This window comes from Halorhabdus salina, assembly GCF_013839425.1.
Taxonomy (GTDB): domain Archaea; phylum Halobacteriota; class Halobacteria; order Halobacteriales; family Haloarculaceae; genus Halorhabdus; species Halorhabdus salina.
This window is the reverse complement of the sequence record NZ_JACDNP010000003.1, coordinates 156,450-179,564: the sequence shown is the minus strand read 5'-3', so window position 1 is coordinate 179,564 and position 23,115 is coordinate 156,450. Positions and strand designations below refer to the sequence as shown.

Sequence of the window (23,115 nt, the reverse complement as noted above, 5' to 3'; positions counted from 1 at the left end):
TTAACAGTTCGGGCGCGTCACAGGAACAGTTGCCACGTGAGTACCAAACCAAGCGTCACGCCGATGACGACGAACAGTGCGTTCTCCAGGGTCGGGGACCCGGCCTCGATCTCCTCGTGTAAGTTCAACCAGTCGTCGTCGTCCTCCTCATCCACCGTGCCCCCGTCTTCGACCTCGTCCACGGAGAACCGCCAGCCTCCGGTGGCTGACTCCTCGCTGCCGTCGTCCGACGATTTCTCACCCGAAGGCGGATCGTCAGCTGACGGCTCGAAGTCCCCCGTGTCGTACTCCCACTCGTCGTCAGTCATATCCGAGTTAGTCGATCGGTCGGCTAAAATGCTGTGCCCAACTCAGCGGATCTTCGACCCGAGCGGTGCGTCCTCGTGGGTCGTCAGCAGGTCGGCTTCCTCGCCGGCGGCCAGCACCATGCCGTTTGACTCGTAGCCGAACAGTTCGGCTTTCTCCATGTTCGCCAACAGCACGACGCGGGTGTCCGGAAGGGTCTCAACGTCGTGGAGTTGCTTGATCCCGGCGACGACCTGCCGCGTCTCCAGTCCGATGTCGACTTCCAGTCGAACGAGGTCGTCGCTGTCCTCGATGGGTTCGGCCGCCACGATCTCGCCGACACGGATGTCGAGTCCCTGGAAGTCGTCGAAGTCGATACGCTCGTCAGCGAGTGGTTCGAGGTCCATATCGCCCCCCTCACTCTCGGTAGTGTCGTCGCTTTCGGTTTCCTCGCTGTCGGTCGCGTCCGCGACCCGCTCGTCGAGTTTCTCGTTGAGTTCCGCGACGCGTTCGGCGGGGATCTTCTCGAAGAGTTCGGTCGGCTCGCCGAACGACTCAGGGGGCGCTTCGAGGGCCGCCTCGAGTGTGGCGTCAGCGACCGACCCGTCCGCTTCGAGCTGGTCCCAGAGCCGGCGTGCCGTCTCTGGCGTGACCGGTTGCATGAGGACGGCGACGGCCTTGGCGATCTGGACGCAATCGCGGATGACCGGCGCGGCTGCCTCGTCGTCGAGATTCCAGGGCTCGTGACGCTGGATGTACTCGTTGCCAAAGCTCGCCAGGTCGACTGCAGCCTGCGTGGCTTTCCGGATCGAATAGTCGTTGACGCCAGCCTCGAACTCGTCGATCGCCTCGACGATGCGATCTTCGACCTCCGAGGAGAGGTCCACGTCGGGCGTTCCCTCGTAGTTGCGGTAGGCAAAGAGCAACGATCGGTAGGCGAAGTTCCCGACCGTGCCGACGAGTTCGCCGTTGACGCGCTCGCGGAACCGATCCCACGAGAAGTCGATGTCGTCCTGAAAGCCCCCGACGGTCGTCAGGTAGTACCGGAGGAGGTCCGGATGGAACCCCTCATCGAGGTACTCCTGGGCCCAGATCGCGCGGTTGCGACTCGTCGAGAAGGCGTCCCCGTCCAGACTCATGAACCCACTGGCGACGACGGCCCGGGGTTCGTTGTAGTCGGCGACGTGGAGCATGGCGGGCCAGAAAATCGTGTGGTGCTGGATGATGTCCCGCCCGATGACGTGGACGATCTCGCCGCTCTCTTTCCAGGTTTCCTCCCAGTCGTAGGTGTCGGGACCGACCCGCTCGGTGTATTGCTTCGTCGAGGCGATGTACTCGATCGGCGCGTCGACCCAGACGTACAGGACGAGATCCTCGGCAGTGTCGTCCTCGGCCGCGTCCGCAACCTCGGGGTATTCGAAGCCCCAGTCCAGATCCCGCGTGATACACCAGTCTTGCAGCCCCTCCTTGATCCACTGTCGGGGTTGGTTCTGGGCGTTTGGCGTCCCCTCCAGGCGGTCGAGGAATTCGGAGAGATACTCGGCAAGTTTCGAGACGGTGAAGAACTTGTGGGTGCGTTCGCGATACTCGGCGGGGTTGCCCGAGATCTTCGAGACGGGATCCTCGATCTCACCGGGTTCGAGGTGGCGGCCACAGCCTTCGTCACACTCGTCGCCCCGAGCCGTCTCGCCACAGTACGGACACGTCCCGACGACGTACCGATCGGGGAGTGGCTGGTCGTCGGCGGGGTCCCAGGCGACTTTGATCTCCTGCTCCTCGACGTAACCCTCTCGCTCCAGGGCTTCGACGATCTCGTGGGTCAACTCGCGGTTGGTCTCCTGGTGGGTGTGGCCGTAGTTGTCGAAGGCAACATCGAAACGAGGGAACGTCTCCTCGTACTGTTCGTGGTATTCGAGGGCGAACGCTTCGGGATCGATGTCGTCTTCGATCGCCTGGACGGCGATCGGCGTCCCGTGCATATCCGACCCGGAGACGAAGGCCGTCTCCTGGCCGAGTTTCTCCAGGGCACGGGTCAACACGTCGCCGCCGACGTACGTCCGGAGGTGACCGATGTGCAGGTCGCCGTTGGCATACGGCAACCCGCAGGTCACCACGGCGGGATCGTCGGTCGGAAACTCGTCGTGGCTCATACCCGAAAGTATCGCCATTCCGGCCTAAAACCCGCCGGTTTCCGGACGGCAACGGCAGTCGGACAGTCTATCCGTCAATCAGTGACGCTGACGCCACCAAAGGCGGCAAAGCCGGTCACGACCAGATCGACCTCGTCATGGTCGCGCTCCCGGCGCTTGCGTTCGTCCTCGGCCCCACCAAATATCGGCAGGACGTCGAGTTGGACGTTCCATTCGGGCGGAACAGATATCTCACAGCCGCCAAAGATCGCTGTCGCGTTGACCGTCGCTGGTCGGTCTTCGATCCCGGCCTCTCGGAGGTCGAGATCGACACCACCGAACAGCGCCGTCAAGTCAGCCCCTTCGAAGTCCGGCGTCGTCGATCGTTGTTGACCCCCGCCAAAGACACCGATCGAGCTGAGGAACGTATCCTGGACGGCCTGGGGCCGCGAGCGGACCTGCCGGAGGATGAGCGAGAGCCCGAAGGCGACGACGACCAGTGGCCAGAACTGCGTGATTTCTTCGGCCGTGACGTACTCGAGGGCGATCAACTGCCAGGCGGCGGCGACAATGATCACGACGACCGGACCGAAGACGTTGCGGAAGTCGCTGACGAGAAGGGCGTACAGGCCAAGCAGGACGAACAGCGACGGGACGTACTGCAGCAGGATCGACGCGTCGTAGGCGTCGGTCGTCTCGGCTAGCAGTGCGATCCCGACGACGACCAGAATCGCCCCGAAGACGACCTGACTGGTGAGGGGTCGACGGCTCATACCACCCGACTCACCCGGAGACGGCATAAAGATATATCCCGATCAGTCGAGTTCGCGAACGACGTTCGCTGGATTGCCGGCGACGACGGTCCGGTCGGGGACGTCCTCGACGACCACCGCCCCGGCGGCGATCACGGCGTCGTCGCCGACGGTCACGCCGGGCGAGAGGACAGTCTGGCCGCCGATCCAGACGTTGTCGCCGACGGTGATCGGTTCGCCGCTCTCGAGACCTTCGGCGCGGGCTTCGGGATCGATCGGGTGGGTCGCCGTGTAGGCGTGGACGTTCGGCCCGAGCAGGCACTGCTCGCCGAACGAAATCTCGGTGACGTCCAGGAAGACACACCCGAAATTGGCCTCGAAACCCTCGCCGACGCTGATGTTGTACCCGTAATCGACCCGGAGCGTGGGCTCGACGAATGCGTCCTCGCCACCCTCACCGAACAATTCTCCGAGCAGTGCCTGTTTCTCCTCGTAGGCACCGGGCGGCAGCTGGTTGAATTCCATGGTCAGTTCGCGAGCGCGTTCCCGATCGGCAACCAGTTCGGGATCGGTCGCATCGTACAGTTCGCCAGCGAGCATCTTCTCCTTCTCGGACGGCATACCCCAGTAATTGACAGCCACTCACCATGGACGTTCCCCTTCAGCCGCCGTCGACGTCGACTCACTCACAGGATGGCGATCGCACTGCCGGCAAGACCGATCGTCACGAGCAGGCGGCCGACGCTGCCTGCAAACGTCGCCAGCGCGAACTTGAGGTAGTCCTCTTCGAGGATCGTGAAGGCGTAAATCGAAATCGTGTCCGGAAATCCGGGAACGGATAGGGCAAGCGCGAGCCCGACGTACCCGAAGCGCCTGGCGATCTGTACTGTTTTCCGTTCTGACCACTCGATGACGTCAAACCGGGATCGTTTGATCCGCCTGACCAGTGGTCCGTACTCTTTGGCTTCCTGGCCGATGTGGAAGGCAAAAACGCTCCCAGCTGCCTTTCCGACCCCACTGACGAAAACGATGACAGCGAGCGTCAGCGAGTACGGAAGTCCGTCAAGCATGTGGCCGGCCGGAGCGAGGACGATTTCACTGGGAAGCGGCAGCACGAACGCGATGAGAAACGAATAGATGCCGATAAGGGCCAGGCCGAGTGGCCCCGTCGCTGATTGCACCGATTCCTCGAGCGCGCCGTAAAACCACCCCAGAAAGTCACCACCGGCTGCCAGGAAGTCCTGGAGCGGGCCCAACAGGCCGATTGCAAGGTCACCGACGAGTGCGACAGGGAGGACGACAGTCACGGATCTCCGGTTTAGCTCGTAAGGCGTAAACCTTCCTGTTTCTGTCGGTGCTGTGGCCGGTCAGAACCAGTCCAGGTCCGCGACGAACGTCCGCAACATCGAGCGCGTGACATGGGGCATACAGACGACGCGCATCTCACCGGAGCCCGTTTTGGTGACTCGCCAGCCACGATCTCGAAGCTGTTCGACGAGTTCAAGGGAGACATCCGCAGCAAGGAGCGGTAGTTCCGGGCCAACAACATCGTAGCCGCGCTCTTCGAAGCGATCGGCCAGCCAGTGGGCATTGTCCATCGAGGCCTGATACTGGTCACGATACCCGTCAGGCCACAGCGTCTCCATTGCCGCGACAGCGCTGGCAACCCCTGCCCCGCTCCGAGTGCCCGTCAGCGTGAATTGGGACTCCGATTCGAGATAGGGCGTATCGATCGTCAGTTCGTCTAAGTAGTCCGTCGAGCGCGCCAAGAAGCCACCAGCCGGGACGGCCGCCTGGCCGGCCTTGTGCGGGTCGATCGTCATCGTGTCGACGCCGGCGTGGGCGAAGTTCCACTCGATATCGGTAAAGGGGAGGAAGAACCCACCGAAGGCCGCGTCGACGTGCAAGAGCGCGCCGGCGTCCTCGGCCAGATCAGCCAGTGCGGGGATGGGATCGACGTGGCCGTACTCGGTCGTGCCCGCGACGGCGACGATTCCAACCGTGTTCGCGTCGACGACATCGGCCATCGCCGCGACGTCCGCCCGGTAGTCAGTCGTCGGCACTTCCCGGAGTTCGACGTCGAGCATCTCGGCGGCTTTCGTGAAGCTGAAGTGGGCACTCTCGGGGACAACGACGTTTGGCTCGTCGGCGTCGACGTAGTTGCGGGCGATCCGGACAGCCTGGATGTTCGCCTCCGTGCCGCCGCTAGTGATGTACCCGGCAGGATCGTCCAGTGCCGTTATCTCGCCCAGGAGTTCGACTGCTCGCTCCTCGAGCCTCGCGACTGTCTGGTAGGTCCCCGGATCGCCGGGGTTGGTCGCGAGGAACCGTTCGGCTGCCTCGCGAGCCGCTGGATGGGGCTCGGTACACATCGAGGAGAGCACGCGGTCGAAGTCCTGCGGCGCGGCCCGCTGCATACTCGTAGGATACGGGCTAGTCCCGTTTATCCGTTCCGCTCGCTGGATCCGATTGGTGCAAGCGATAACCGTCAGGCTTCGATGATCTCGCTGTCTTCTGTATCCGGGACAGCAATCTGGCCCGACAGCGTTGTCACCGCACGGCCACCGACTTTGACGCCGTCGGCAGTCCGAACTGACACGCGCCCCGGGCGATCGAGAAAGTCGCCCTGTTCACACCGGAACTCCGTCCCCTCGACGCCGCTAAAGCGCCGGAGGTAGGCCCCGACGGCACCACTTGCAGTGCCTGTCACCGGATCCTCGTCGACGCCGACCGACGGAGCGAACAACCGACCGTGGACCGTCGATTCACGATCGAGCGTGTCGAACGTGAACGCGTAGATCCCGGCCGCGTCGTGGGCCTCGGCGAGCGCTTCGATCGTAGCCAGATCGGGCGAGACGTCCCCGAGTTGCTCGAAGTAGTTGACCGGAACGATCAGAAACGCCATACCGGTCGAAGCGCGGGCGACCGGCAGATCCTCACCGACGCCGGCAAAGGCAGTCTCAGTGAGTCCAAGCGCGGCCGCGAGTTCGTCGTAGTTGATCTCGACAGTGCTGACCGACGGATCGGCGCCGTCAAGCCAGACCGTGCCGTCGGACTCGACCTCGACCGTTACCTGGCCGGCACCGGTCGCGACCGTCTCAGTGCCAGCGTCGACCGCGGCCCGGTCGAACAGGCGAGCGTAGGCGGCAATCGTCGCGTGGCCACAGAGGTCGACCTCCTGTTCGGGCGTGAAGTAGCGCAGCCGACGATCGGCCTGCCCGTCCTCCCGGACGAAGACCGTCTCACTGGCACCGAGTTCAGCAGCGATCGCCCGCATCTGGTCGGCTTCGAGGTCGTCGCCGTCGGGGACGACACCCGCTGGGTTGCCCGAAAACGGTTCGGTCGTGAACGCGTCGACGAGGTGTACCTCTCGTCGATCCTGGCCGGTCATACACACTCTCGGGCCAGGGGACGAATATGCCTGCCGACCGTCGGCGAGGCTGTGGGACTGACGATCGACCACGACCCAACCGGCGATCAATCATCGAGTGATCGTCTTGGTCCACGTGGCCAGATCAGCTACGACCGCGTCAGTGACGTGTCCCGACTCCGGGAGCGTTCCGGTCGCCAGCGGTCCCCGGCCCGTGGTCAAGAGATGGTTCACGCCCTCGTAGGTCTGGATTGTCACCGACGAACGATCGCCCAGCGCGTCCCGCCAGCGGGAGAGTTCCGTCTCGGGGGGCACCTGCACGTCGTTGCTCCCCTGCTGGATGAGAATCGGTACGTCGAGGTGTTCGGCAGCGGCGACCTGGTCGTAGTCGGCCAGACTCCGCCAGTAGGGCCGCCCGCCGCCCCAGACGGTTTCGTTCGCGCTGACGTTCCCGGCCGCGACACGGTCGGCAATCGACTCGATGCGTTCGAGGCGTTCGCGTTCGGCGTCCGAGAGGGTGCCGTCTCGCTCGAAGGCATAGCGTCGCTGAGAAGCAATGAGGGACGGCAACGAGCGGGCCGGCGGGGCGAGCATCACGATACCAGCCAACGCCGGATCGCGATGTGCGATTCTCGGTGCCACCATCCCGCCGAGGCTGTGGCCCGCGACGACCACGTCCTCGGCGGCGACGCGCTCGTGCTCGCGAAGGCGATCGACCGCCGCCAGTGCGTCTGTCGTCACCTCGTCGTCGATGGTGATCTCGGTGGCCTCAACGGCCAGCGGACAGGCGTGCGTCCGCTTGTCGTACCGAAGGACGGCGATCCCTTGACTCGCCAGTCCGACGGCGAGGTCGCGGTACACCTGCATCGAGCCGACGGTGCCGTTCCGGTCGCTCGGGCCTGACCCATGGACGATGACGACGCCGGGAACGGGGGTCTCGCCGTCGGGAACCGTTAGTGTCGCCCCCAACGTACAGTTCTCGGTCGCCTCGATCGAAATCGTTTCCGCGGTGTAGGCGTCGGGGTCGGCGTAGGACGGCCGTTCGTACTCGGCCGCTACTGTCGTCGTCCGCGTACTCCCTGGGGTCGTGACTGATGGATCGGGAACGCTGGAGGACCGTTCGGACGTGATCGAGCCGTCCGCGTCGGTCGTCTCTCCGAACCCTGTACAGCCGGTGAGTGTGGCCGTCGAAAGCGCCCCGCAGACCTGGAGGAAGCGGCGACGTCGCATCAACACGAGCGTTCGGGCGGGCCGACAAAAATACCCCCGGGTGACACGACGGGGCGTCGATGCGCATGTAAAACCCTAATTGTCGTCGTCACCAGGCTTCGATCGGTGACTACCTGATGGGCGATCTGCCGGAGGAGTTCCCCTGTACGATAACGAACTGGGAGTACATTTACGGCCTCTGTCGGACGGTCAGCGACGACGTCAAGGCCGACGACTTCGAGCCGGACGTCGTTGTCGCGCTGGCCCGTGGGGGCTGGTTTGCCGGCCGGACGCTATGTGACTTCCTCGGCCTGGACGACCTGACGAGTCTCAAGATCGAACACTACGTTGGGACCGCCGCCAAGGGCGATGAGCCCGAAGTGCGCTATCCGATGCCCGAGGGATCGGTCGAGGGCAAGGACGTGCTGATCGTCGACGACATCGCCGACACCGGGCAGTCGATCGCACATGCTTCCGAGTACGTCAACGATCGCAATCCAAACGCGGTTCGGACCGCCACACTACAGCTATTACAGACCAGTGAGGTCGAACCTGACTTCGTCGGCGAGCGGCTCGAAGAGTGGGCCTGGGTCGTCTACCCGTGGAACTTCATCGAGGACATGATCGACCTGACCGAAAGCGTCATGGAGAAAGCCGAGGCCGAGCAGTTCAGCGAGGGCGACGTTCGGTCACTACTGCGCGCCTACCACGAAATCGATCCCATCGAGATGGAGATCGCACAGCCGGATCGTCTCGAGGAAGTCCTGACGGAGATGGAGCGTCGCGACGTGATCGAGTACGCCGGTGAGGATTGCTGGACGGTACCCTGAGCAACATTTAATAGCTCGTCGTGTCGTCTATCGAAAACGTGGTCAACGGAGATGGCGATCGTCGGGCAGTCGGGATCGCGACGACGGTAGCTGGAGCGATCGCATTCGTGCACGTTGCCACCAGTACCGATGGGATCACCACAGCGGCGACCCACACGCTGGTGATGGCAGTCGTCATCGCAGCCGTTCCCGCTGGTGTCGTCGTGGGGCTGTGGAGCGACAAGTACAATCACCATCTGATCGAAGGCGGCTTCGCTGCTGTCTGTGGGACGGCAGCGGGTGTCCTCGGGTGGGCCGTGGTCAGAGCGGCCATCCTCGAAGGCGTCCCGATCGCTCATCGACTGGATGTCGTCTTCATCGTCGTGGCGGTGAATAGCCCTATATTCGCGGCGGCCGTCCCCTTCTTGGCTCTCGTCGGCGGGTATACGGCCGCGAGAGTGGGCGAGTGGCACAGCCGGTCGATCGATGACGACCTGACTGTCGGACTGTTCAAGTGACAACCGATAGCCGCGAGACGGAAGTCATCACAGCGGACCAATGATTTTATTTTTCAGTTACACAACATTCGGGACAATATGGTTTCCCGCCGCGAATTACTCGCTACGCTCGCCACGAGTGCACCCCTCCTCGCTGGCTGTTCGGTTTTGAACTCCCCACCCCCGGGCGTCGCGATAGTGGAAGTCAAGGCGGCAAACGATACCCCCGATGGCCAAACGATAGAATTCCAGATCGATCGGGACGATCGGACAGTGGTCGAGGAAACCGTTACGCTCCAACCGGACGAGCGGGCGTCCTCGTCGGGATATCGGCTCGATACGTACGAAGACCTTCGCGTTCGGGACGTCTATCGGGTCCGGTACCGGCTTGCTGGCAACGAGTGGCGGAGTACAACCTATGACGGTGAGGAAGCACCGTGTCGAATTCTCGAATTCAAAGCCCACGAGCATCACGATGGCCAGACGGTCGCGGGCCTCCTCTCCTATACAGAAACGATCGAACGATGTGGAGCACTGATACGGACACCAACTGAAACTCGGTAGTGAGTGTTCTCGTCTGAATTCTTCGCGACGGTCGAGATCCGAAGGGATTGTGAGCCACCCCGTCGAAGCCCCGAATCGTGTCCGGCCTCGAACTAGAATCACTCGTCGGCATTTTCGGAACAGCCATCCTGCCGATCGTCGCCATCGCCGCGGCCGGGTTCGCGCTGGGACGCGTCAAGGACGTCGAGGTTGGGCCGCTGAACACGATTACCGTCTACGTGCTGGTTCCGGCTCTGGTCTTTCATACGCTCGTGAAGACACCGATGAGCGGGACGACGGTCCTGACCGTCGCCGTCGGTGTCCTGGCGTTCTCGACGATCATGCTCGTCATCGCCAAGGGGGCCGGTCGGGCCCTGGGACAGAGCGAACCGATGCTCGGCGCGTTCATTCTCGCGGCCATGTTCGCCAACTCCGGGAACTTCGGCATTCCGCTCTCGAAGTTCGCCTTCGGCGCGACTGGCCGGTCGACGGCGGTCCTGTACGCCGCGATCCAGGGCGTCCTGTTGTACACGCTTGGCACGTACGTCGCCGCCCGCGGGACCGGTGGGGCCTTCGCTGGCGTGCGCCGGGCGGCCCGCATTCCGATCGTCCACGCCGTCATCGTCGCCCTGGCAGCCCGCTGGCTGGGACTCGCGCCGCCGACGGGCTCGACCGCGATGAATACGCTACAGCTCGTCGGCGACGCCTCGATCCCGGTCATGCTGCTCATCCTCGGCATCCAGCTTTCGGAGACGAATTACGCGGCGGCAGCCCGGCGCGTGATCGTCCCGAACGCACTCAAACTCGCCGTCGCACCGCTGGTCGGGATTGCCATCGCGCTCGTGCTCACCTCCGGCGTCTTCTTTCTGGGATTCGAGAACGAGACTGTCGCGCGCGTGTTCGTGCTCGAATGTGCCGGCCCATCGGCCGTGACGCCGATCATCCTGCTTGGGGAGTTCAGCGGTCCTGCCGACGGCCCCGTCTCGCCCACAGAATTTGCGAGTACGGCCATTCTCACCTCGACACTGCTGTCGATCCCAATACTGACGGTCCTGATCGCTCTCCTCGAAGCCGGCATCGTCGTCTGAGTCCCCTCACCGGCCGTCGTCGTGGACGTACTCCAGTGCCGCGTAGTAGCGATCCCGATCGAAGCGGTCATCCAGTTCGACCAGGCGCTCACTGACACGCTCCGGGGTCATGCCGTATGTGACAGTAGCACGGGCAGAAACTTAATGATTTATAACACACTCAATCGTCAGCAGCGGCCACGTCGGTCTGGTGAGTCGCGTCCGGATTTCTGAGCCAGAGGTCGCCAAAGAGCGTGTCTTGCTGGAGGTCGACCCGGCCCGCATCGGCCAAAAATAGCACACCGAGGAACGTCTCGATGCGGGACCCGCCCACGTCGTCGACTTCGGCAAACAGGACTTCTGTGCGCCCGGCATCGTATTGTGTTTCCAGTTTCTCGGCGACCGACTCGACCAGTTCCTCGACGTTCTCGCCGTGGGCCGTGCCGGTCACATCGGCCGCTGTCGGTTCAGCCTCGTCCCGGAAGTCGTCGCCTGCCCGGTAATCCAGTTGTTGGGTGCCACGCTGGAAGCCCCGCGGTGAGTCACTGGTGTCGTACTCGCGGGATTCCTTCCACCAGGAGTCGCGTTCGGCATCCCGCAACTCCCTGACGAGTTCGTCCAGCGTCTGTGGCGTCCCGCGGGCACGCTTGCGCTCCAGACGGCGATCCATCTCGTCTTCCAGAGCGTCGAACGGGTCGCCGTCGACGGTCCCGCCCGGCGCGCCGGCGAACGGCTCGGGTTCGGGCTCGGGTTCTGGCTCGTCGTCGCTTTCGAGCAATGCGTCGCTTTTCATCCGGAGGAGGACGCTCGCATAGAACAGCGCTCGCCCGGAAGACCGGAGGTCGGCCTCGTCGAGGCGGTCCAGGAACTTGTCCGTCACAACCACGACGTCGATGTCCCAGGGCTCGATCTCGCCCTCTTCGGCCATCGTTACCAATACTTCCACCGGCTCGACTTCGTCGTCGTCATCGATCGACGGGGCCTCAGTCGGCGGAGTTGCGTCCGTCAGGACCTCCGTCCCGCCGTCCGGTCGCTCGCGTCCGTCGTGGCCAGCGATGTCGAGTGGCACGTCGTCAGTCATCTATGATGTCCTCCAAGATTTGTCTGGTGCCAGGTGAGGCCCCCGCTGTCAGTCATCGGCGGGCACCTCCCCGGCACCGTCGCTCAGGTCGATCCCGGTGACGGCGCTGACGTTATCCTCGCCCATCATCACGCCGATCGCTCGCTCGGAGCGTTCGAGCATGGCCGAGCGATGGGAGACGACGACGAACTGGGCCTCGCCCGCGAGATCGTCGACCATATCGCCAACGAGATCGGCGTTTGCAGCGTCCAGGAACGCGTCTACCTCGTCTAAGGCGTAGAACGGTGCCGGGTTGTGTCGCTGGATCGCAAAGATGAACGCGAGGGCCGTCAGCGACTTCTCGCCACCGCTCATCGCCGCGAGTCGCTGGATCGGCTTATCTCCCGGCTGGGCCTTCATCGTCAGCCCGCCCTCGAAGGGATCGTCCTCGTTTTCGAGATGGAGGCGTCCCGTACCGTTCGAGAGCCGTTCGAAGATGTCCTGGAACTGCTCGTCGATCGCCTCGAAGGCGTCCATGAACGTCTCCTTCTTGCGGGCTTCGTAGCTCTCGATCCGGTCACGGATGCCATCGGCCTCCTCGACCAGTGTTTCCCGCTTGTCTTGGAGGTCCGTTAGATCCTCGTTGACCTCGTCGTACTCCTCGATGGCGAGCATGTTCACCGGCTCTAAAACCTCCATTTTGGAGTCGAGCTGGCCGATCCGCGTCTGGACGGTGTGGTGATCGGGAATCGCCTCGGGATCGTATTCGCCGACCGCCGACTCCAGCTCCTCGATCTCCCACTGTAAGCGCTCTTGAGTCTCTCGCTCGCTCTCTAAGTCGCTCTCGACCGCGTTGACCCGCTCGCGCTGCTCGTCGCGTGCCTCTCGGGCCGCTCGAACGTCCGCGCGCAGCTCCTCGCGTTCGGCCTTCATCTCGGCGAGTTCCTCCTCGAGTGCCGCGACCGCGTCCTCTTTGTCGGCCAGCAGTGCCTCCTGCTCGTCGATCTCGGCCGAAAGCTCCTCGATGCGTTCGTCCTGCTCGGCCTTGCGGTTCTGGGCCGCCTCGATCTCGTCGTGGAGATCCTCGATGGCCTCCTCGGCGTACTGTTTCTCCAACTGGAGTTCGTTCAACTGGGCGTCTAAATCTTCGAGTTCGTCCTCGCGTTCGTCTATCTCGGCCCGGATCGACTCTGCCTCGTCAGTCAATTCGGGCAGCTCAGAGTCCTCGATCTCGCCTTCCAGGTCGGCGATGGTCGCCTCGATCCCGTCGATCTCCTCGGTGACGGTCTCGATCTCGGCCTCGATCTCGTCCATCTGCTCGGAGACGTCCTCGCGCTCGGCCTCGATCTCAACCAGTTCGTCTTCCAGTTCCGCGATACGCTCATCGGCCTCCTCACGTTCGCGCTCGCGGCGCTCGATCTCGGCCTGGATTTCCCGGAGTTGCTCGGCCGCTTCCGAACGGCGATCCCGGGCATCTTCGAGGCGCTCCTCGATGTCACGGAGCTCCTCGCGGACGCTCGCGCGTTCGTCTTCCAGGTCCGTGATTCGCTCGGCAATCCGCTGGAGACGCCCCTCGCCGCCCGAGAAGGAGTATCGCGACCCACTCGAAGAGCCACCGGTCATCGCCCCGCTTTTCTCGACTAAGTCGCCGTCCAGCGTCACCAGCCGGAACTCGCCCATCAGGTCCCGAGCCGTCTCCATGTTCTCGACGACCAGCGTGTCACCGAGGACGTAGCTAAACACGCCCGAATACCGTTCGTCGAAGTCGACGAGGTTGTACGCGAAATCGACGACGCCCGGGAGATCGGGCGGGGCGGGCAGCGACCGATCGTTCATCTCGGTCATCGGCAGGAACGTCGCTCGACCAGCGTTGCGGGACTTGAGATGCTCGATACACCGCTGGCCGATGCCGTCGTCCTCGACGACGACGTTCGCCAGCCGACCTCCCGCGGCCGTCTCGCAGGCGTCTGCATACTCCGGATCGACGCCGCCGAGGTCACCGACTGGTCCGTGAACGCCCTCCACATCGGCCTTCTGAATCGTCGTCACCGCCCGGCCATACGAGCCGTCACCGGACGCTTCGGCGCGGGCCTCGAGTTCGGCATATTCCTGTTGGGCGGCCTCCAGATCATCCTCGATCTCGTCGATGTCTGCTTGCAGATCGCGTTTCTCCTCTTGGAGGTCCTCGACGACCTCGTCGATCGTCTCACGATTCTTGCTTGCTTTCCGGCGTTCGTCTTCCAGATCGTCGATCTCGGCGTCGATCTCGGGGATCGACTCCCGTTGACTCTCGATGGTCGACTCGATCTCACGCTGTTGGTTCGAGCGCCGCCGGGCCTCGTCGAGGAGGCGATCCTGCTCGCGCTGGTGGTCGTTTCGCCGCTCCTTTGCCGCCTCCAGTTCGGTCTTCTTGGCTTCGAGTTCCTCGCGGACTTCCTCGTACTCGGAACCGACTTCCTCGATCTCCTCTTCGACTTCCGCCAGGTCGACCTGCAGGTCGTCGATCTCTGCTTTCACGGAGGACTTCTGTACTTTCGTCTCGCGAACCTCCGTCTCCAGATCGTCGACGGTCTCCTGCTTGCGATCGATCTGGACGAACGCCTCCCGGCGGTCGTTCTCGGCGTCCTCACGCTGCTGTGTGGCGCTCTCGACGGCGTCTTCGAGGCGGGCGATCTCGCCTTTGATCTCCTCGATCTCGCGTTTGAGCTGGAGTTGTTCGTCCTCGCCTTTCCGCTCGATTTCCTCGTTGAGTTCGTCGAGTTCCTCCTCCAGCCGGTGGACTTTGCCCTGGCGTTCGTCGAGTTCGCGCTGGCGCTGTTCGAGCGAGGCTTCCAACTCGTCGATCTCAGCTTCGATTTCGGCCAGATCGTCGCGCTTGTCTTCGAGTTCGGCGGCCTTCTTGTAGGCCTCGTACTCCTGTTTCTCGTCTTTGAGCTCCTGGTACTCCAGGGCTGTCTCGCGTTCGTCCTCGAGCTGTTCGAGGCGAGTCTCCTTCTCCTCGATGCGGAGGTCTGCCTCGTCGATGCGTTCTTGGACGGTCTCCAGTTCCGCGAAGGCCTGCTCCTTTTTCTTGTCGAACTCCGCGACGCCGGCGATCTCGTCGATAATCTCCCGGCGAGCGCCCGCGGTCATGTTGATGATCTCAGTCACGTCGCCCTGCATGACGACGTTGTACCCTTCCGGAGTCACGCCAGCCTGGGCGAGCAACTCCTGAATGTCGCCGAGGTTGACCGAGCGACCGTTGATGTAATAATAGGAGTAGTAGTTGTCTTCGGTCTCTTTGACGCGACGCCTGATCTCGATCTCCTCGATGTCGCCGACGTTCTCGCTGCCGGCAGCGTTTTCGACCTGCGAGCGAGCGAGCGTCCGATCGGAATTGTCGAGGACGACCGTCACGCTGGCTTCGCGCTCACCGTCCGGTCGCGCTCCATCTTGATGACCGGGGTTGTAGATGAGATCGGTCAGTTTCTCGGCGCGGATCCCCGACGTACGGGCCAACCCGAGTGCGAAGAGGATCGCATCGACGATGTTGGATTTGCCCGACCCGTTCGGGCCGCTAATCGTCGTAAAGTCCTCGTAGAAGGGGATTCGCGTCTTGCGCCCGAAGCTCTTGAAGTTGTCTAGGACGACCTCTGTGATGTGCATGTGGGGAGACGACTCCTTCCGACTGAGATCCGGGCACCCTGTCGGATCTCAGGCGATGATGATGTCCGATTCTGTTTCGGCGTCGTCAGGGGTGTCGTCCCCCTGGGCCTTATCGCCTTCGGCCGCGTCCGGGTCGGGCGCCGAGTCGCGTTCGATATTGGCCGGCTGCTTGAAGCCAGTGTCGTCGTCGACGACGTTTTCGAGCTCCCGCAAGCGCACCTTGCACTCGACGAGTTCGTCGGTGAGCCCCTCGACGGTGGCTTCGAGATCCTTGACTTTCGCTTCCAGTTCCTCGACGCGATTGCTGCTCATATCACTATCACCACCCTCCGTCCGCTTAAACCTACGTCAGACATGCACATCCTTTCTGATACGTCGCCAGGCGATCAGCGGGTCTTCAAGCCAGTTGCAGTACCGAGGGATTTAATCGCCACGCGACGGATGAGACGGTAATGACTGCTCAAGCCGCCCAGGAACGCGAACATGCGGTCGTGATCGGGCTGGAGGTCCACGTCCAGCTCGAAACCGACACGAAGATCTTCTGTGGCTGTTCGACCGATCTCGAAGACGCAGAGTCTAATACCCACACCTGTCCGGTCTGTCTCGGTCTCCCCGGCGCGTTGCCGGTGCTCAACGAGGCGGCCGTCGAAGCCGCCGTACGAGTTGGCAAGGCCATCGATGCGTCGATTCCCGAACAGACTCGGTTCCACCGGAAGAACTACTACTATCCCGACCTGCCGAAGAATTTCCAGATTAGCCAGTACGACGCCCCGATTTGCCAGGACGGCGAGTTGGAATTTACCGTCGAAGGCGAGCGCCGTTCAGTCGGGATCGAGCGTGCCCACCTCGAAGAGGATCCCGGCAGCCTCACCCACCAGGGTGGAAACATCGACACCGCCGACTATACCCTCGTGAACTACAACCGCGCCGGCGTCCCGCTGATGGAGGTCGTCACCGAGCCGGACTTCCGTGACGCGACGGAGGTCCGGGCGTTCCTGGCGAAACTGGAAGAAGTCCTGGAGTACCTGGGTATTTTCGACGCGACGCGGGACGGGTCGCTCCGAATCGACGCCAACCTCTCGCTGGTCGATGTCGAGGAAGTCGACGAGGACGGCACAATCGACGACGACGTGCTGGCCGAGGCCAACCGTACTGAAGTCAAGAACATCTCCAGCCACAAGGGCGCGGAGAAGGCACTGGCCTACGAGGCTCAACGGCAGAAAAACGCCGTCAAGCGCGGCCGCGAGGTCGAGCAGGAGACCCGCCACTGGGACGAGTCCCGTGGGATCACTGTTTCGATGCGCTCGAAGGAAGAAGAGAAGGACTATCGCTACTTCCGTGAAGCCGACCTCCCGCCACTGGAAGTCAGTCACTGGAAGGAGGAGCTATCCATTCCCGAACTCCCCGACGCCCGCCGCGAGCGCTTTGGTGAGGAGTACGGACTCAACGAGGAGGCTGCCTCGAAGCTCACCACGACCAAGCAAGTCGCAGACTTCTATGAGGACCTGGCCGCGACGTTCGACCCCGACCTCGTGGCGACCTGGGTGGCCGACGAACTGCTGGGCGAACTCAACTACCGCGACATGGCGATCACCGACGTCGAGGGCCGTCTCGACGAGATCGAGCGACTCGTCGAACTTGTCGCAACTGAGGAGATCACCGCCAAGAACGCCCGCGAAACGGTTCTCCGCGGGATGCTCGACGACGGCGACGACCCAGATGCGATCGTCGACCGGGAGGGCCTGGGCAAGACCCAACGCGACGAACTTCAGGGAGCGGTTGAGGAAGCCATCGAGGAGAACCCAGACGCCGTCTCGGACTACCACGATGGGGAGGGCGGCGCGATCAACTTCCTGGTCGGCCAGGTGATGCAAAAGACCGGTGGGAGTGCGGATCCCGGCGACGTGAATGAGTTGTTGCGAGCCGAACTAGAGGAATAGCACCGAGCACGAGCGTAGCGAGGCTCGAAGGAAGTGAGAGCCTCGAACTGCGAACGGCGTAGCCGTGAGCGAAGCGACTGCTCGCCTTTTTGGTCCAGCTTTTTCGAGGAGCGGTCCCGGAGCGGAGCGACGGTACCCGACGAAGAAAAAGGTGGGATACCGGGCGACGTGAATGAATTGTTGCGGGCCGAACTAGAGGGCTAGATCCCCAGCCACTCGTCGACGCGGACCTCGTAGCCGTTCGATCGGCAGAACTTCGCGGCTTCCCGGCGAACGGCTCGCGAGCCGGGGAGTTTCCCCTTCTCGTCGATGTGCTCGACGATCCACTCGGTGACCACGTCGATCCCTTCGTCGTCGTCATCCGCCTCGATCGCCGCGAGTGCTTTCAAGGTCTTCTTGTAGGCGTCCCGCCGGGAGCCACCGAAATCAGCGTCCTGGAGTTCGTCACTGGCTTCGATGATTCGCTTCATCGCAGCGGCAACGGTCGGCCGCTGAACCTGCACGCTGACCGCCGCCGGGGAATCGAACGTCTCGGCGTCGGTTTCGGGCAGCAGTTCCGCCAGCCGATAGGTGCCCTCCGGCGACTCGATCTCACGGTCGCCGACCGTCTCGACCACCGCGGCCGCGGTCGTGGGGAACGACAGCGTTTCGAGGGCATCTTCCAGCTCGCCAAGTTCGGTCGCCGAGATCGGCGGCTCCGGTTCGTCCCGGCGCTCCAACTCCGTTTCGAGGTCGCGCTCGCGCTGTCGTCGCTCCTCGTCGTGGGCCTGTTTGTCACGGCCTCGTTTGTCGTCTGCCATTCTCTATTGTTGAATCCCGAGGCCGATAGACCTATTGCTCGTATATGTCGTCATAGTGAATAGAATCCGAGGCCAAAATCTCTTCTGATACGTGTACCTCGCGGACGCGGGCGAGCGACGCGTGCGCGCCTTGTCCCGTCGCAGTCTTGCGATTACACGCCGAAAGACATATCCATCGGTCTCCGCGTAGCGAGCAGTAATGACTCACCAGCGACCCGGTGGTGATCGGGCATGCGCCTGATCGTCACCGAGAAGGACAACGCCGCCCGACGGATCGCCGAGATATTGAGCGACGAATCGGCGAGCGCCGAGCGGCAAAACGGCGTCAACGTCTACCGATGGGGCGGTCAGCGCGTCGTCGGCCTCTCGGGGCACGTCGTCGGTGTCGACTTCCCGCCCGAATACGAGGACTGGCGGGACGTCGAACCGGTCGAGTTGATCGACGCCGACATCGTCACGACGCCGACCCGCGAGAACATCGTCGCGACGTTGCGTAGCCTTGCACGGAAAGCCGACGAGGTCGTGATCGCCACCGACTACGACCGCGAGGGCGAACTCATCGGGAAAGAAGCCTACGAGTTGATCCGTGAGGAGACCGACGCGCCCGTCGATCGAGTACGCTTCTCCTCGATCACCGACCGGGAAGTTCAGGAGGCCTTCGAGAACCCCGACGAAATCGACTTCGATCTCGCCGCAGCAGGCGAAGCCCGCCAGATCGTCGACCTGATCTGGGGGGCGGCACTGACGCGCTTCCTCTCGCTTTCGGCAAAGCAGCTGGGCAACGACTTCATCTCGGTCGGTCGGGTCCAGAGCCCGACGCTGAAGATTCTCGTCGACCGCGAGCGCGAAATCCAGGCCTTCGATCCGGATGACTACTGGGAGATTGTCGCCGATCTCGCGAAGAACGGCGACGCTTTCGAGGCCCAGTATTTCTATGATGACGACGGGAGCGAAGCCGAACGGATCTGGGAGGAGTCGGCTGCAGAGGCAGCCTATGCGGACCTCGGGGACGCGACCGCGGCGACGGTCACGGAAGTCCGACGACGTACGCGGACTGACGACCCGCCAGCACCCTTCGATACGACCGCGTTCATCTCGGCGGCCGGGTCGCTGGGCTACTCTGCCCAGCGCGCCATGTCGATCGCCGAAGAACTGTACACCGACGGGTATATGACCTACCCGCGGACGGACAACACGGTCTATCCGGACGACCTCGATCCCGAGGAACTCCTGGGTGCCTTCGAAGGAAGTTACGAGTTCGGCGAGGACGCCAAGCACTTGCTCGGGCAAGACGACATCGAGCCGACTCGCGGCGACAACGAGTCGACCGACCACCCACCGATCCACCCGACAGGCGAGATTCCCGATCGCGACGAGATCGGTGCGGACGCCTGGGAGGTTTATGAACTCGTCGTCCGGCGGTTCTTCGCGACCGTCGCGGAACCGGCCACGTGGGCGCACCTCCGCGTCGTCGCCCAGGCGGCGGGTCGCTCGTTGAAAGCGAACGGCAAGCGACTGATCGAGGAGGGGTACCACGCCGTCTATCCGTACTCCTCGGCGGGTGAGACGTTCGTCCCTGCTGTCGAGGAAGGCGACGAGCTCGCGATCAGCGACGTCGAACTGGAGGCCAAACAGACCCAGCCACCCCGGCGGTACGGCCAGTCGCGGTTGATCGAGCGGATGGCCGATCTCGGCCTGGGGACGAAGGCAACCCGGCACAACATCATCGAGAAGCTCTACGATCGGGGCTACGTCGAGGACGACCCGCCCCGGCCGACGAAGCTCGCCGAGGCAGTCGTCACAGCCGCCGAAGAGTACGCCGCCCACGTCGTCAGCGACGAGATGACCGCCCAGCTTGAGGCCGACATGACCGCGATTGCCAACGGTGACGTGTCCTTTGAAGACGTGACGATGGAGTCCCGGGAGATGCTCAGCGAGATTTTTGCGGAGCTTCGGGACTCACGCGAGGAGATCGGCGACTTCCTCCAGAAATCACTGAAGGCTGACCGGACACTGGGCCCCTGTCCGGAGTGTGGCGAGGATCTGCTCGTCCGGGAGAGTCGCCACGGCTCGCACTTCGTCGGCTGTGACGGCTTCCCGGAGTGTCGATTCACGCTCCCGCTGCCCAGTAGCGGCGAACCACAGGTAATGGACGAATCGTGTGAGGAACACGACCTCCGGCACGTCAAGATGCTCGCCGGCCGAGACACGTTCGTCCACGGCTGTCCGCGCTGCAAGGCCGAGGAAGCCGACGAGAGCGAAGACCGAGTGATCGGCGCGTGTCCCGAGTGCGGAAACAGCGCTGGGCCGGAGGGACAGCGAGACGGAGGCGGCGAAGCCGCCGACGGGGATGAGGGTGGTGACCTCGCGATCAAACACCTCCGGTCGGGCTCGCGGCTGGTCGGCTGTACGCGCTATCCTGACTGTGACTATTCGCTGCCACTACCCCGGCGCGGCGAGATCGTCGTGACCGACGAAACCTGTGATGATCACGACCTGCCACATATCGAGGTCCACGACGACGGCGACGACGAGCCCTGGGAACTGGGCTGTCCGATCTGCAACTACGAGGAGTTCCAGGCCCGCAACGCGGTCGAGGATCTGGAGGACCTCGACGGCATCGGCCCGGCGACGGCAGAGAAGCTCGAAGACGTCGGCGTAAAAGCCCCCGAGGATCTCCAGGACGTCGATCCCGACGCCGTCGCCGGCGACGTCCAGGGCGTCAGTGCCGATCGGATCCGAGAGTGGCAGACAGAACTGTCGGCCTGACCCCCACGCTGTCTGAATCGAAGGCCCGATCGTCCGAACGACGTCACGAGCACTGACGATCAGTACACGACGCGCTGAACGAGACGACCGAGCAGTCCCGGCTGTCCGTCGCTTCCCGGATGCAACACGAGAGCGTTCCCGCGTTTCGAAACAGTGACACCGGGACCGTCACGGAGGACCGCACCGCCGGTGTCCGCAACGACGACGACATCAGCGTCGTCCGTCGCACGGACCAGCGCCGCCGCGTCGTCGTCGCTTTCGACGATCGCTGACTCGGTCGGGACTGAACAGAGATCGGCCATCTCGTCGTGATATTCGTCGATCGAGTCACGCCGTTCCTGGGTCGCGTCGGGCGCGATCCCGTGGACGAGTTCGATCGTCGCTTCGTGTGCCATCGCCAGGGTGTTCGCAATGCGGACTTTCTCGGGATCGAACGGCCCCCCGTCGTCGACCAGGGCGATGCGATCGATCCCGTCAAGGCTCTCAGCGTCGACTCCCAGTACGTCGAACGAGCGGTTTGGCCCGAAGAGTACGTCCAAAAGCCCCTCAGTGAAGGTCGGGCCGGATTCGTCGACGACGACCAGGTCGTAGCCGTGGAGATCGGCGACGTTCGCCACCGTCCGATCGACATCGTGGCTGACAATTTCGCCGTACTCGACGGGTACGCCCGCGTCTTCGGCGATTACGGCCGTCCGTTCCTCGAACACCTGATCAGCCTCCGAAAGCGTCGACTCGGCGTACGACAACGGCGTCTGGTCGGGTACCTTGTCGAACTGGACGACCGTGACGGTCCCGTTCCGGGCCTGGGCGAGCGGAATCGCCACATCCAGCAGTCGTTCCTCGGCGGCCGCCGTCGTGTCCTCGGTAAGGGCCACGAGGACGTCCGAGTCGTCGGCGTCGTGACAGACCGATCGAGTCTCCTCGACGGCCCGCCGGTCGATGCCACGTCGGATCGCGTCAGTGAGTGCGCCTTCGCGGGCCACGTTGCGATGGGCGTACGCGAAGTACCACCCGACGCTACCGACGATGATCGCGATCGCACCGACGAACGCGATCAATCCCATCTGGGTAAGCAAGACGAGCCCACCCAGGACGCCGAATCCCTGCAACCAGGGATACAGCGGGGACTCGTAACTGGGATCGTAGGCGATGTCACTCTCCCGGAAGGCGATGAGGGCCACATTGATCAGCACGAAGACGAGGATCTGGAACGCGCTCGCGAGTTTGGCGATCTCCATGATCGGGACGAATGCGATCAGTGCCAGCATGACCAGACCGGTCAGCGTGATCGCCGTGATGGGCGTCCCGAAGCGCTCGCTGACTTTGGCGAACGTCGGCGGCGCGAGGTCGTCGCGGCTCATCGCAAAGGGATAGCGCGATGACGACAGGAGGCCCGCATTGGCCGTGCTAATCAGCGCGAAGATCGCAGCAATGACCACCGCGATGACGCCGGGCGTGGACATGGTCGCCTGGGCCACGTCGGCCACGGGCGTGTTCGAGCCGACGATCCCCGCCGGATCGACGCCGACGATCACCGCGACGACTAGTACGTACAGCAGCGTCGTAAAGCCCAGCGACCAGATCATGCCTCGCGGGATGACGCGATCGGGATCCTCGATCTCTTCGGCGACGCTGGCGATCTTCGTCACCCCCGCATAGGAGACGAACACGAAACCAGTCGCTTCGAGAATGCCACCGGCTCCCGCTCCCAGGAACGCGTCGAAGGAGGCAGTCTGGACCGAACCGAGACTCCCGCCGACGAACCAGGTCATCGCCGCGAGCATGACGGCCACGATAGCGACCTGAAGGCGCCCGGTCTGCTTGGCCCCCAAAAGGTTCACGAGGATGAGAACGGCCGCCAGCGCGAGGGCGACCGGTTTGATCGGTAACTCGAAGTACAACAACAGATACGGGACGCCCCCGACGAGCGCGAGGGCTCCCTTAAATGAGAGGGCGAACCACGTCCCGATGCCGGCGATCGTTCCCAACAAGGGCCCCATCCCACGTTCGATGTAGAGGTAGGTGCCGCCGGCTTCGGGCATCGCGGTGGCCATCTCTGCCTTGCTGAGTGCGGCCGGAAGCACGACTAGCGCGGCCAGGATATACGCAAGCACAACCGCGGGGCCAGCCATTTTCAGGGCCAGCGCCGGGAGAATGAAAATCCCGCTGCCGACCATCGCGCCGATGCTAATTGCCAGTACCGATGCTAATCCGAGGTCTCGCTCAAGTTCTTTTGGCAT

Annotated in this window: 19 protein-coding genes; 6 read left to right on the top strand and 13 right to left on the bottom strand. The window is 63.3% G+C overall.

All coding sequences use genetic code 11. The features are described 5' to 3' along the window. Window positions 1–17: 17 nt before the first annotated feature. The 8 genes from HZR20_RS05490 to HZR20_RS05455 all read right to left on the bottom strand — a co-directional run bounded on the left by HZR20_RS05490 (window position 18) and on the right by HZR20_RS05455 (window position 7,766). A complete protein-coding gene (locus tag HZR20_RS05490; RefSeq protein ID WP_181685755.1) occupies window positions 18–308 on the bottom strand; it encodes a DUF7312 domain-containing protein in 291 nt (96 codons plus the stop codon). Between the two features lie 42 nt (window positions 309–350). Next, window positions 351–2,435, bottom strand: a complete 2,085-nt coding sequence (gene metG / locus HZR20_RS05485; protein WP_181685586.1) for a methionine--tRNA ligase — start codon at window positions 2,433–2,435, stop codon at window positions 351–353. Between the two features lie 74 nt (window positions 2,436–2,509). After that, complete coding sequence (locus tag HZR20_RS05480; RefSeq protein WP_181685585.1) at window positions 2,510–3,187, bottom strand: LiaF transmembrane domain-containing protein; 678 nt, start codon at window positions 3,185–3,187, stop codon at window positions 2,510–2,512. A 42-nt stretch (window positions 3,188–3,229) separates the two neighbouring features. Beyond that, window positions 3,230–3,787: a sugar O-acetyltransferase gene (locus HZR20_RS05475; RefSeq protein WP_181685584.1), complete on the bottom strand. Its 558-nt coding sequence runs from the start codon at window positions 3,785–3,787 to the stop codon at window positions 3,230–3,232. Between the two features lie 65 nt (window positions 3,788–3,852). Continuing rightward, window positions 3,853–4,431 (bottom strand): YqaA family protein, encoded by a 579-nt coding sequence (locus tag HZR20_RS05470; protein WP_374057586.1) that lies wholly within the window; start codon window positions 4,429–4,431, stop codon window positions 3,853–3,855. Between the two features lie 102 nt (window positions 4,432–4,533). After that, window positions 4,534–5,583: a tyrosine decarboxylase MfnA gene (gene mfnA, locus HZR20_RS05465; RefSeq protein WP_181685582.1), complete on the bottom strand. Its 1,050-nt coding sequence runs from the start codon at window positions 5,581–5,583 to the stop codon at window positions 4,534–4,536. 71 nt (window positions 5,584–5,654) lie between these two features. After that, window positions 5,655–6,557 (bottom strand): PhzF family phenazine biosynthesis protein, encoded by a 903-nt coding sequence (locus HZR20_RS05460; protein ID WP_181685581.1) that lies wholly within the window; start codon window positions 6,555–6,557, stop codon window positions 5,655–5,657. Between the two features lie 90 nt (window positions 6,558–6,647). Next, window positions 6,648–7,766: an alpha/beta hydrolase family protein gene (locus HZR20_RS05455; RefSeq protein ID WP_181685580.1), complete on the bottom strand. Its 1,119-nt coding sequence runs from the start codon at window positions 7,764–7,766 to the stop codon at window positions 6,648–6,650. 116 nt (window positions 7,767–7,882) lie between these two features. Between HZR20_RS05455 and HZR20_RS05450 the strand changes: the two genes are divergently transcribed. From HZR20_RS05450 to HZR20_RS05435, 4 genes are all read left to right on the top strand, one after another. After that, window positions 7,883–8,575, top strand: a complete 693-nt coding sequence (locus HZR20_RS05450) for a phosphoribosyltransferase (RefSeq protein ID WP_181685579.1) — start codon at window positions 7,883–7,885, stop codon at window positions 8,573–8,575. Window positions 8,576–8,613: 38 nt separating this feature from the next. Next, window positions 8,614–9,072 (top strand): hypothetical protein, encoded by a 459-nt coding sequence (locus HZR20_RS05445; protein ID WP_181685578.1) that lies wholly within the window; start codon window positions 8,614–8,616, stop codon window positions 9,070–9,072. Window positions 9,073–9,150: 78 nt separating this feature from the next. After that, entirely contained in the window at window positions 9,151–9,615 is a 465-nt protein-coding gene (locus tag HZR20_RS05440; RefSeq protein ID WP_181685577.1) for a hypothetical protein, read from the top strand. A 77-nt stretch (window positions 9,616–9,692) separates the two neighbouring features. Beyond that, window positions 9,693–10,682, top strand: coding sequence for an AEC family transporter (locus tag HZR20_RS05435; RefSeq protein WP_181685576.1), 990 nt, complete (start codon window positions 9,693–9,695; stop codon window positions 10,680–10,682). 160 nt (window positions 10,683–10,842) lie between these two features. Here HZR20_RS05435 and HZR20_RS05430 read toward each other — a convergent pair whose 3' ends face one another. From HZR20_RS05430 to HZR20_RS05420, 3 genes are read right to left on the bottom strand one after another with little or no spacing between them, the layout of a single operon-like run. Next, window positions 10,843–11,742, bottom strand: a complete 900-nt coding sequence (locus tag HZR20_RS05430; RefSeq protein ID WP_181685575.1) for a segregation and condensation protein A — start codon at window positions 11,740–11,742, stop codon at window positions 10,843–10,845. 48 nt (window positions 11,743–11,790) lie between these two features. After that, on the bottom strand, window positions 11,791–15,366 hold the full coding sequence (gene smc, locus HZR20_RS05425) for a chromosome segregation protein SMC (RefSeq protein WP_181685574.1): 3,576 nt from the start codon (window positions 15,364–15,366) through the stop codon (window positions 11,791–11,793). Window positions 15,367–15,414: 48 nt separating this feature from the next. Beyond that, on the bottom strand, window positions 15,415–15,678 hold the full coding sequence (locus tag HZR20_RS05420; RefSeq protein ID WP_181685573.1) for a DUF7518 family protein: 264 nt from the start codon (window positions 15,676–15,678) through the stop codon (window positions 15,415–15,417). 140 nt (window positions 15,679–15,818) lie between these two features. Between HZR20_RS05420 and gatB the strand changes: the two genes are divergently transcribed. Further along, complete coding sequence (gatB, locus tag HZR20_RS05415; RefSeq protein ID WP_181685572.1) at window positions 15,819–17,306, top strand: Asp-tRNA(Asn)/Glu-tRNA(Gln) amidotransferase subunit GatB; 1,488 nt, start codon at window positions 15,819–15,821, stop codon at window positions 17,304–17,306. A 200-nt stretch (window positions 17,307–17,506) separates the two neighbouring features. Here gatB and HZR20_RS05410 read toward each other — a convergent pair whose 3' ends face one another. After that, window positions 17,507–18,106, bottom strand: a complete 600-nt coding sequence (locus HZR20_RS05410; protein ID WP_181685571.1) for a DUF5789 family protein — start codon at window positions 18,104–18,106, stop codon at window positions 17,507–17,509. 231 nt (window positions 18,107–18,337) lie between these two features. Here HZR20_RS05410 and HZR20_RS05405 point away from each other — a divergent pair, with 231 nt between their 5' ends. Further along, window positions 18,338–20,875, top strand: a complete 2,538-nt coding sequence (locus HZR20_RS05405) for a DNA topoisomerase I (RefSeq protein WP_181685570.1) — start codon at window positions 18,338–18,340, stop codon at window positions 20,873–20,875. A gap of 59 nt (window positions 20,876–20,934) precedes the next feature. Here the strand turns inward: HZR20_RS05405 and HZR20_RS05400 are convergent, their stop codons facing one another. Continuing rightward, the gene (locus HZR20_RS05400) at window positions 20,935–23,115 is read right to left on the bottom strand and encodes an amino acid permease (protein ID WP_181685569.1); all 2,181 of its coding nucleotides are present in this window, start codon (window positions 23,113–23,115) and stop codon (window positions 20,935–20,937) included.

Coding starts and splice junctions, on each gene's coding strand:
- HZR20_RS05475 (WP_181685584.1), bottom strand. CDS start 3,787: ATGCCGTCCGAGAAGGAGAAGATGCTCGCTGGCGAACTGTACGATGCG.
- HZR20_RS05460 (WP_181685581.1), bottom strand. CDS start 6,557: ATGACCGGCCAGGATCGACGAGAGGTACACCTCGTCGACGCGTTCACG.
- HZR20_RS05450 (WP_181685579.1), top strand. CDS start 7,883: ATGGGCGATCTGCCGGAGGAGTTCCCCTGTACGATAACGAACTGGGAG.
- HZR20_RS05405 (WP_181685570.1), top strand. CDS start 18,338: ATGCGCCTGATCGTCACCGAGAAGGACAACGCCGCCCGACGGATCGCC.
- HZR20_RS05440 (WP_181685577.1), top strand. CDS start 9,151: ATGGTTTCCCGCCGCGAATTACTCGCTACGCTCGCCACGAGTGCACCC.
- HZR20_RS05490 (WP_181685755.1), bottom strand. CDS start 308: ATGACTGACGACGAGTGGGAGTACGACACGGGGGACTTCGAGCCGTCA.
- HZR20_RS05480 (WP_181685585.1), bottom strand. CDS start 3,187: ATGAGCCGTCGACCCCTCACCAGTCAGGTCGTCTTCGGGGCGATTCTG.
- HZR20_RS05410 (WP_181685571.1), bottom strand. CDS start 18,106: ATGGCAGACGACAAACGAGGCCGTGACAAACAGGCCCACGACGAGGAG.
- HZR20_RS05430 (WP_181685575.1), bottom strand. CDS start 11,742: ATGACTGACGACGTGCCACTCGACATCGCTGGCCACGACGGACGCGAG.
- metG (WP_181685586.1), bottom strand. CDS start 2,435: ATGAGCCACGACGAGTTTCCGACCGACGATCCCGCCGTGGTGACCTGC.
- smc (WP_181685574.1), bottom strand. CDS start 15,366: ATGCACATCACAGAGGTCGTCCTAGACAACTTCAAGAGCTTCGGGCGC.
- gatB (WP_181685572.1), top strand. CDS start 15,819: ATGACTGCTCAAGCCGCCCAGGAACGCGAACATGCGGTCGTGATCGGG.
- HZR20_RS05400 (WP_181685569.1), bottom strand. CDS start 23,115: ATGCCAAAAGAACTTGAGCGAGACCTCGGATTAGCATCGGTACTGGCA.
- mfnA (WP_181685582.1), bottom strand. CDS start 5,583: ATGCAGCGGGCCGCGCCGCAGGACTTCGACCGCGTGCTCTCCTCGATG.
- HZR20_RS05455 (WP_181685580.1), bottom strand. CDS start 7,766: ATGCGACGTCGCCGCTTCCTCCAGGTCTGCGGGGCGCTTTCGACGGCC.
- HZR20_RS05420 (WP_181685573.1), bottom strand. CDS start 15,678: ATGAGCAGCAATCGCGTCGAGGAACTGGAAGCGAAAGTCAAGGATCTC.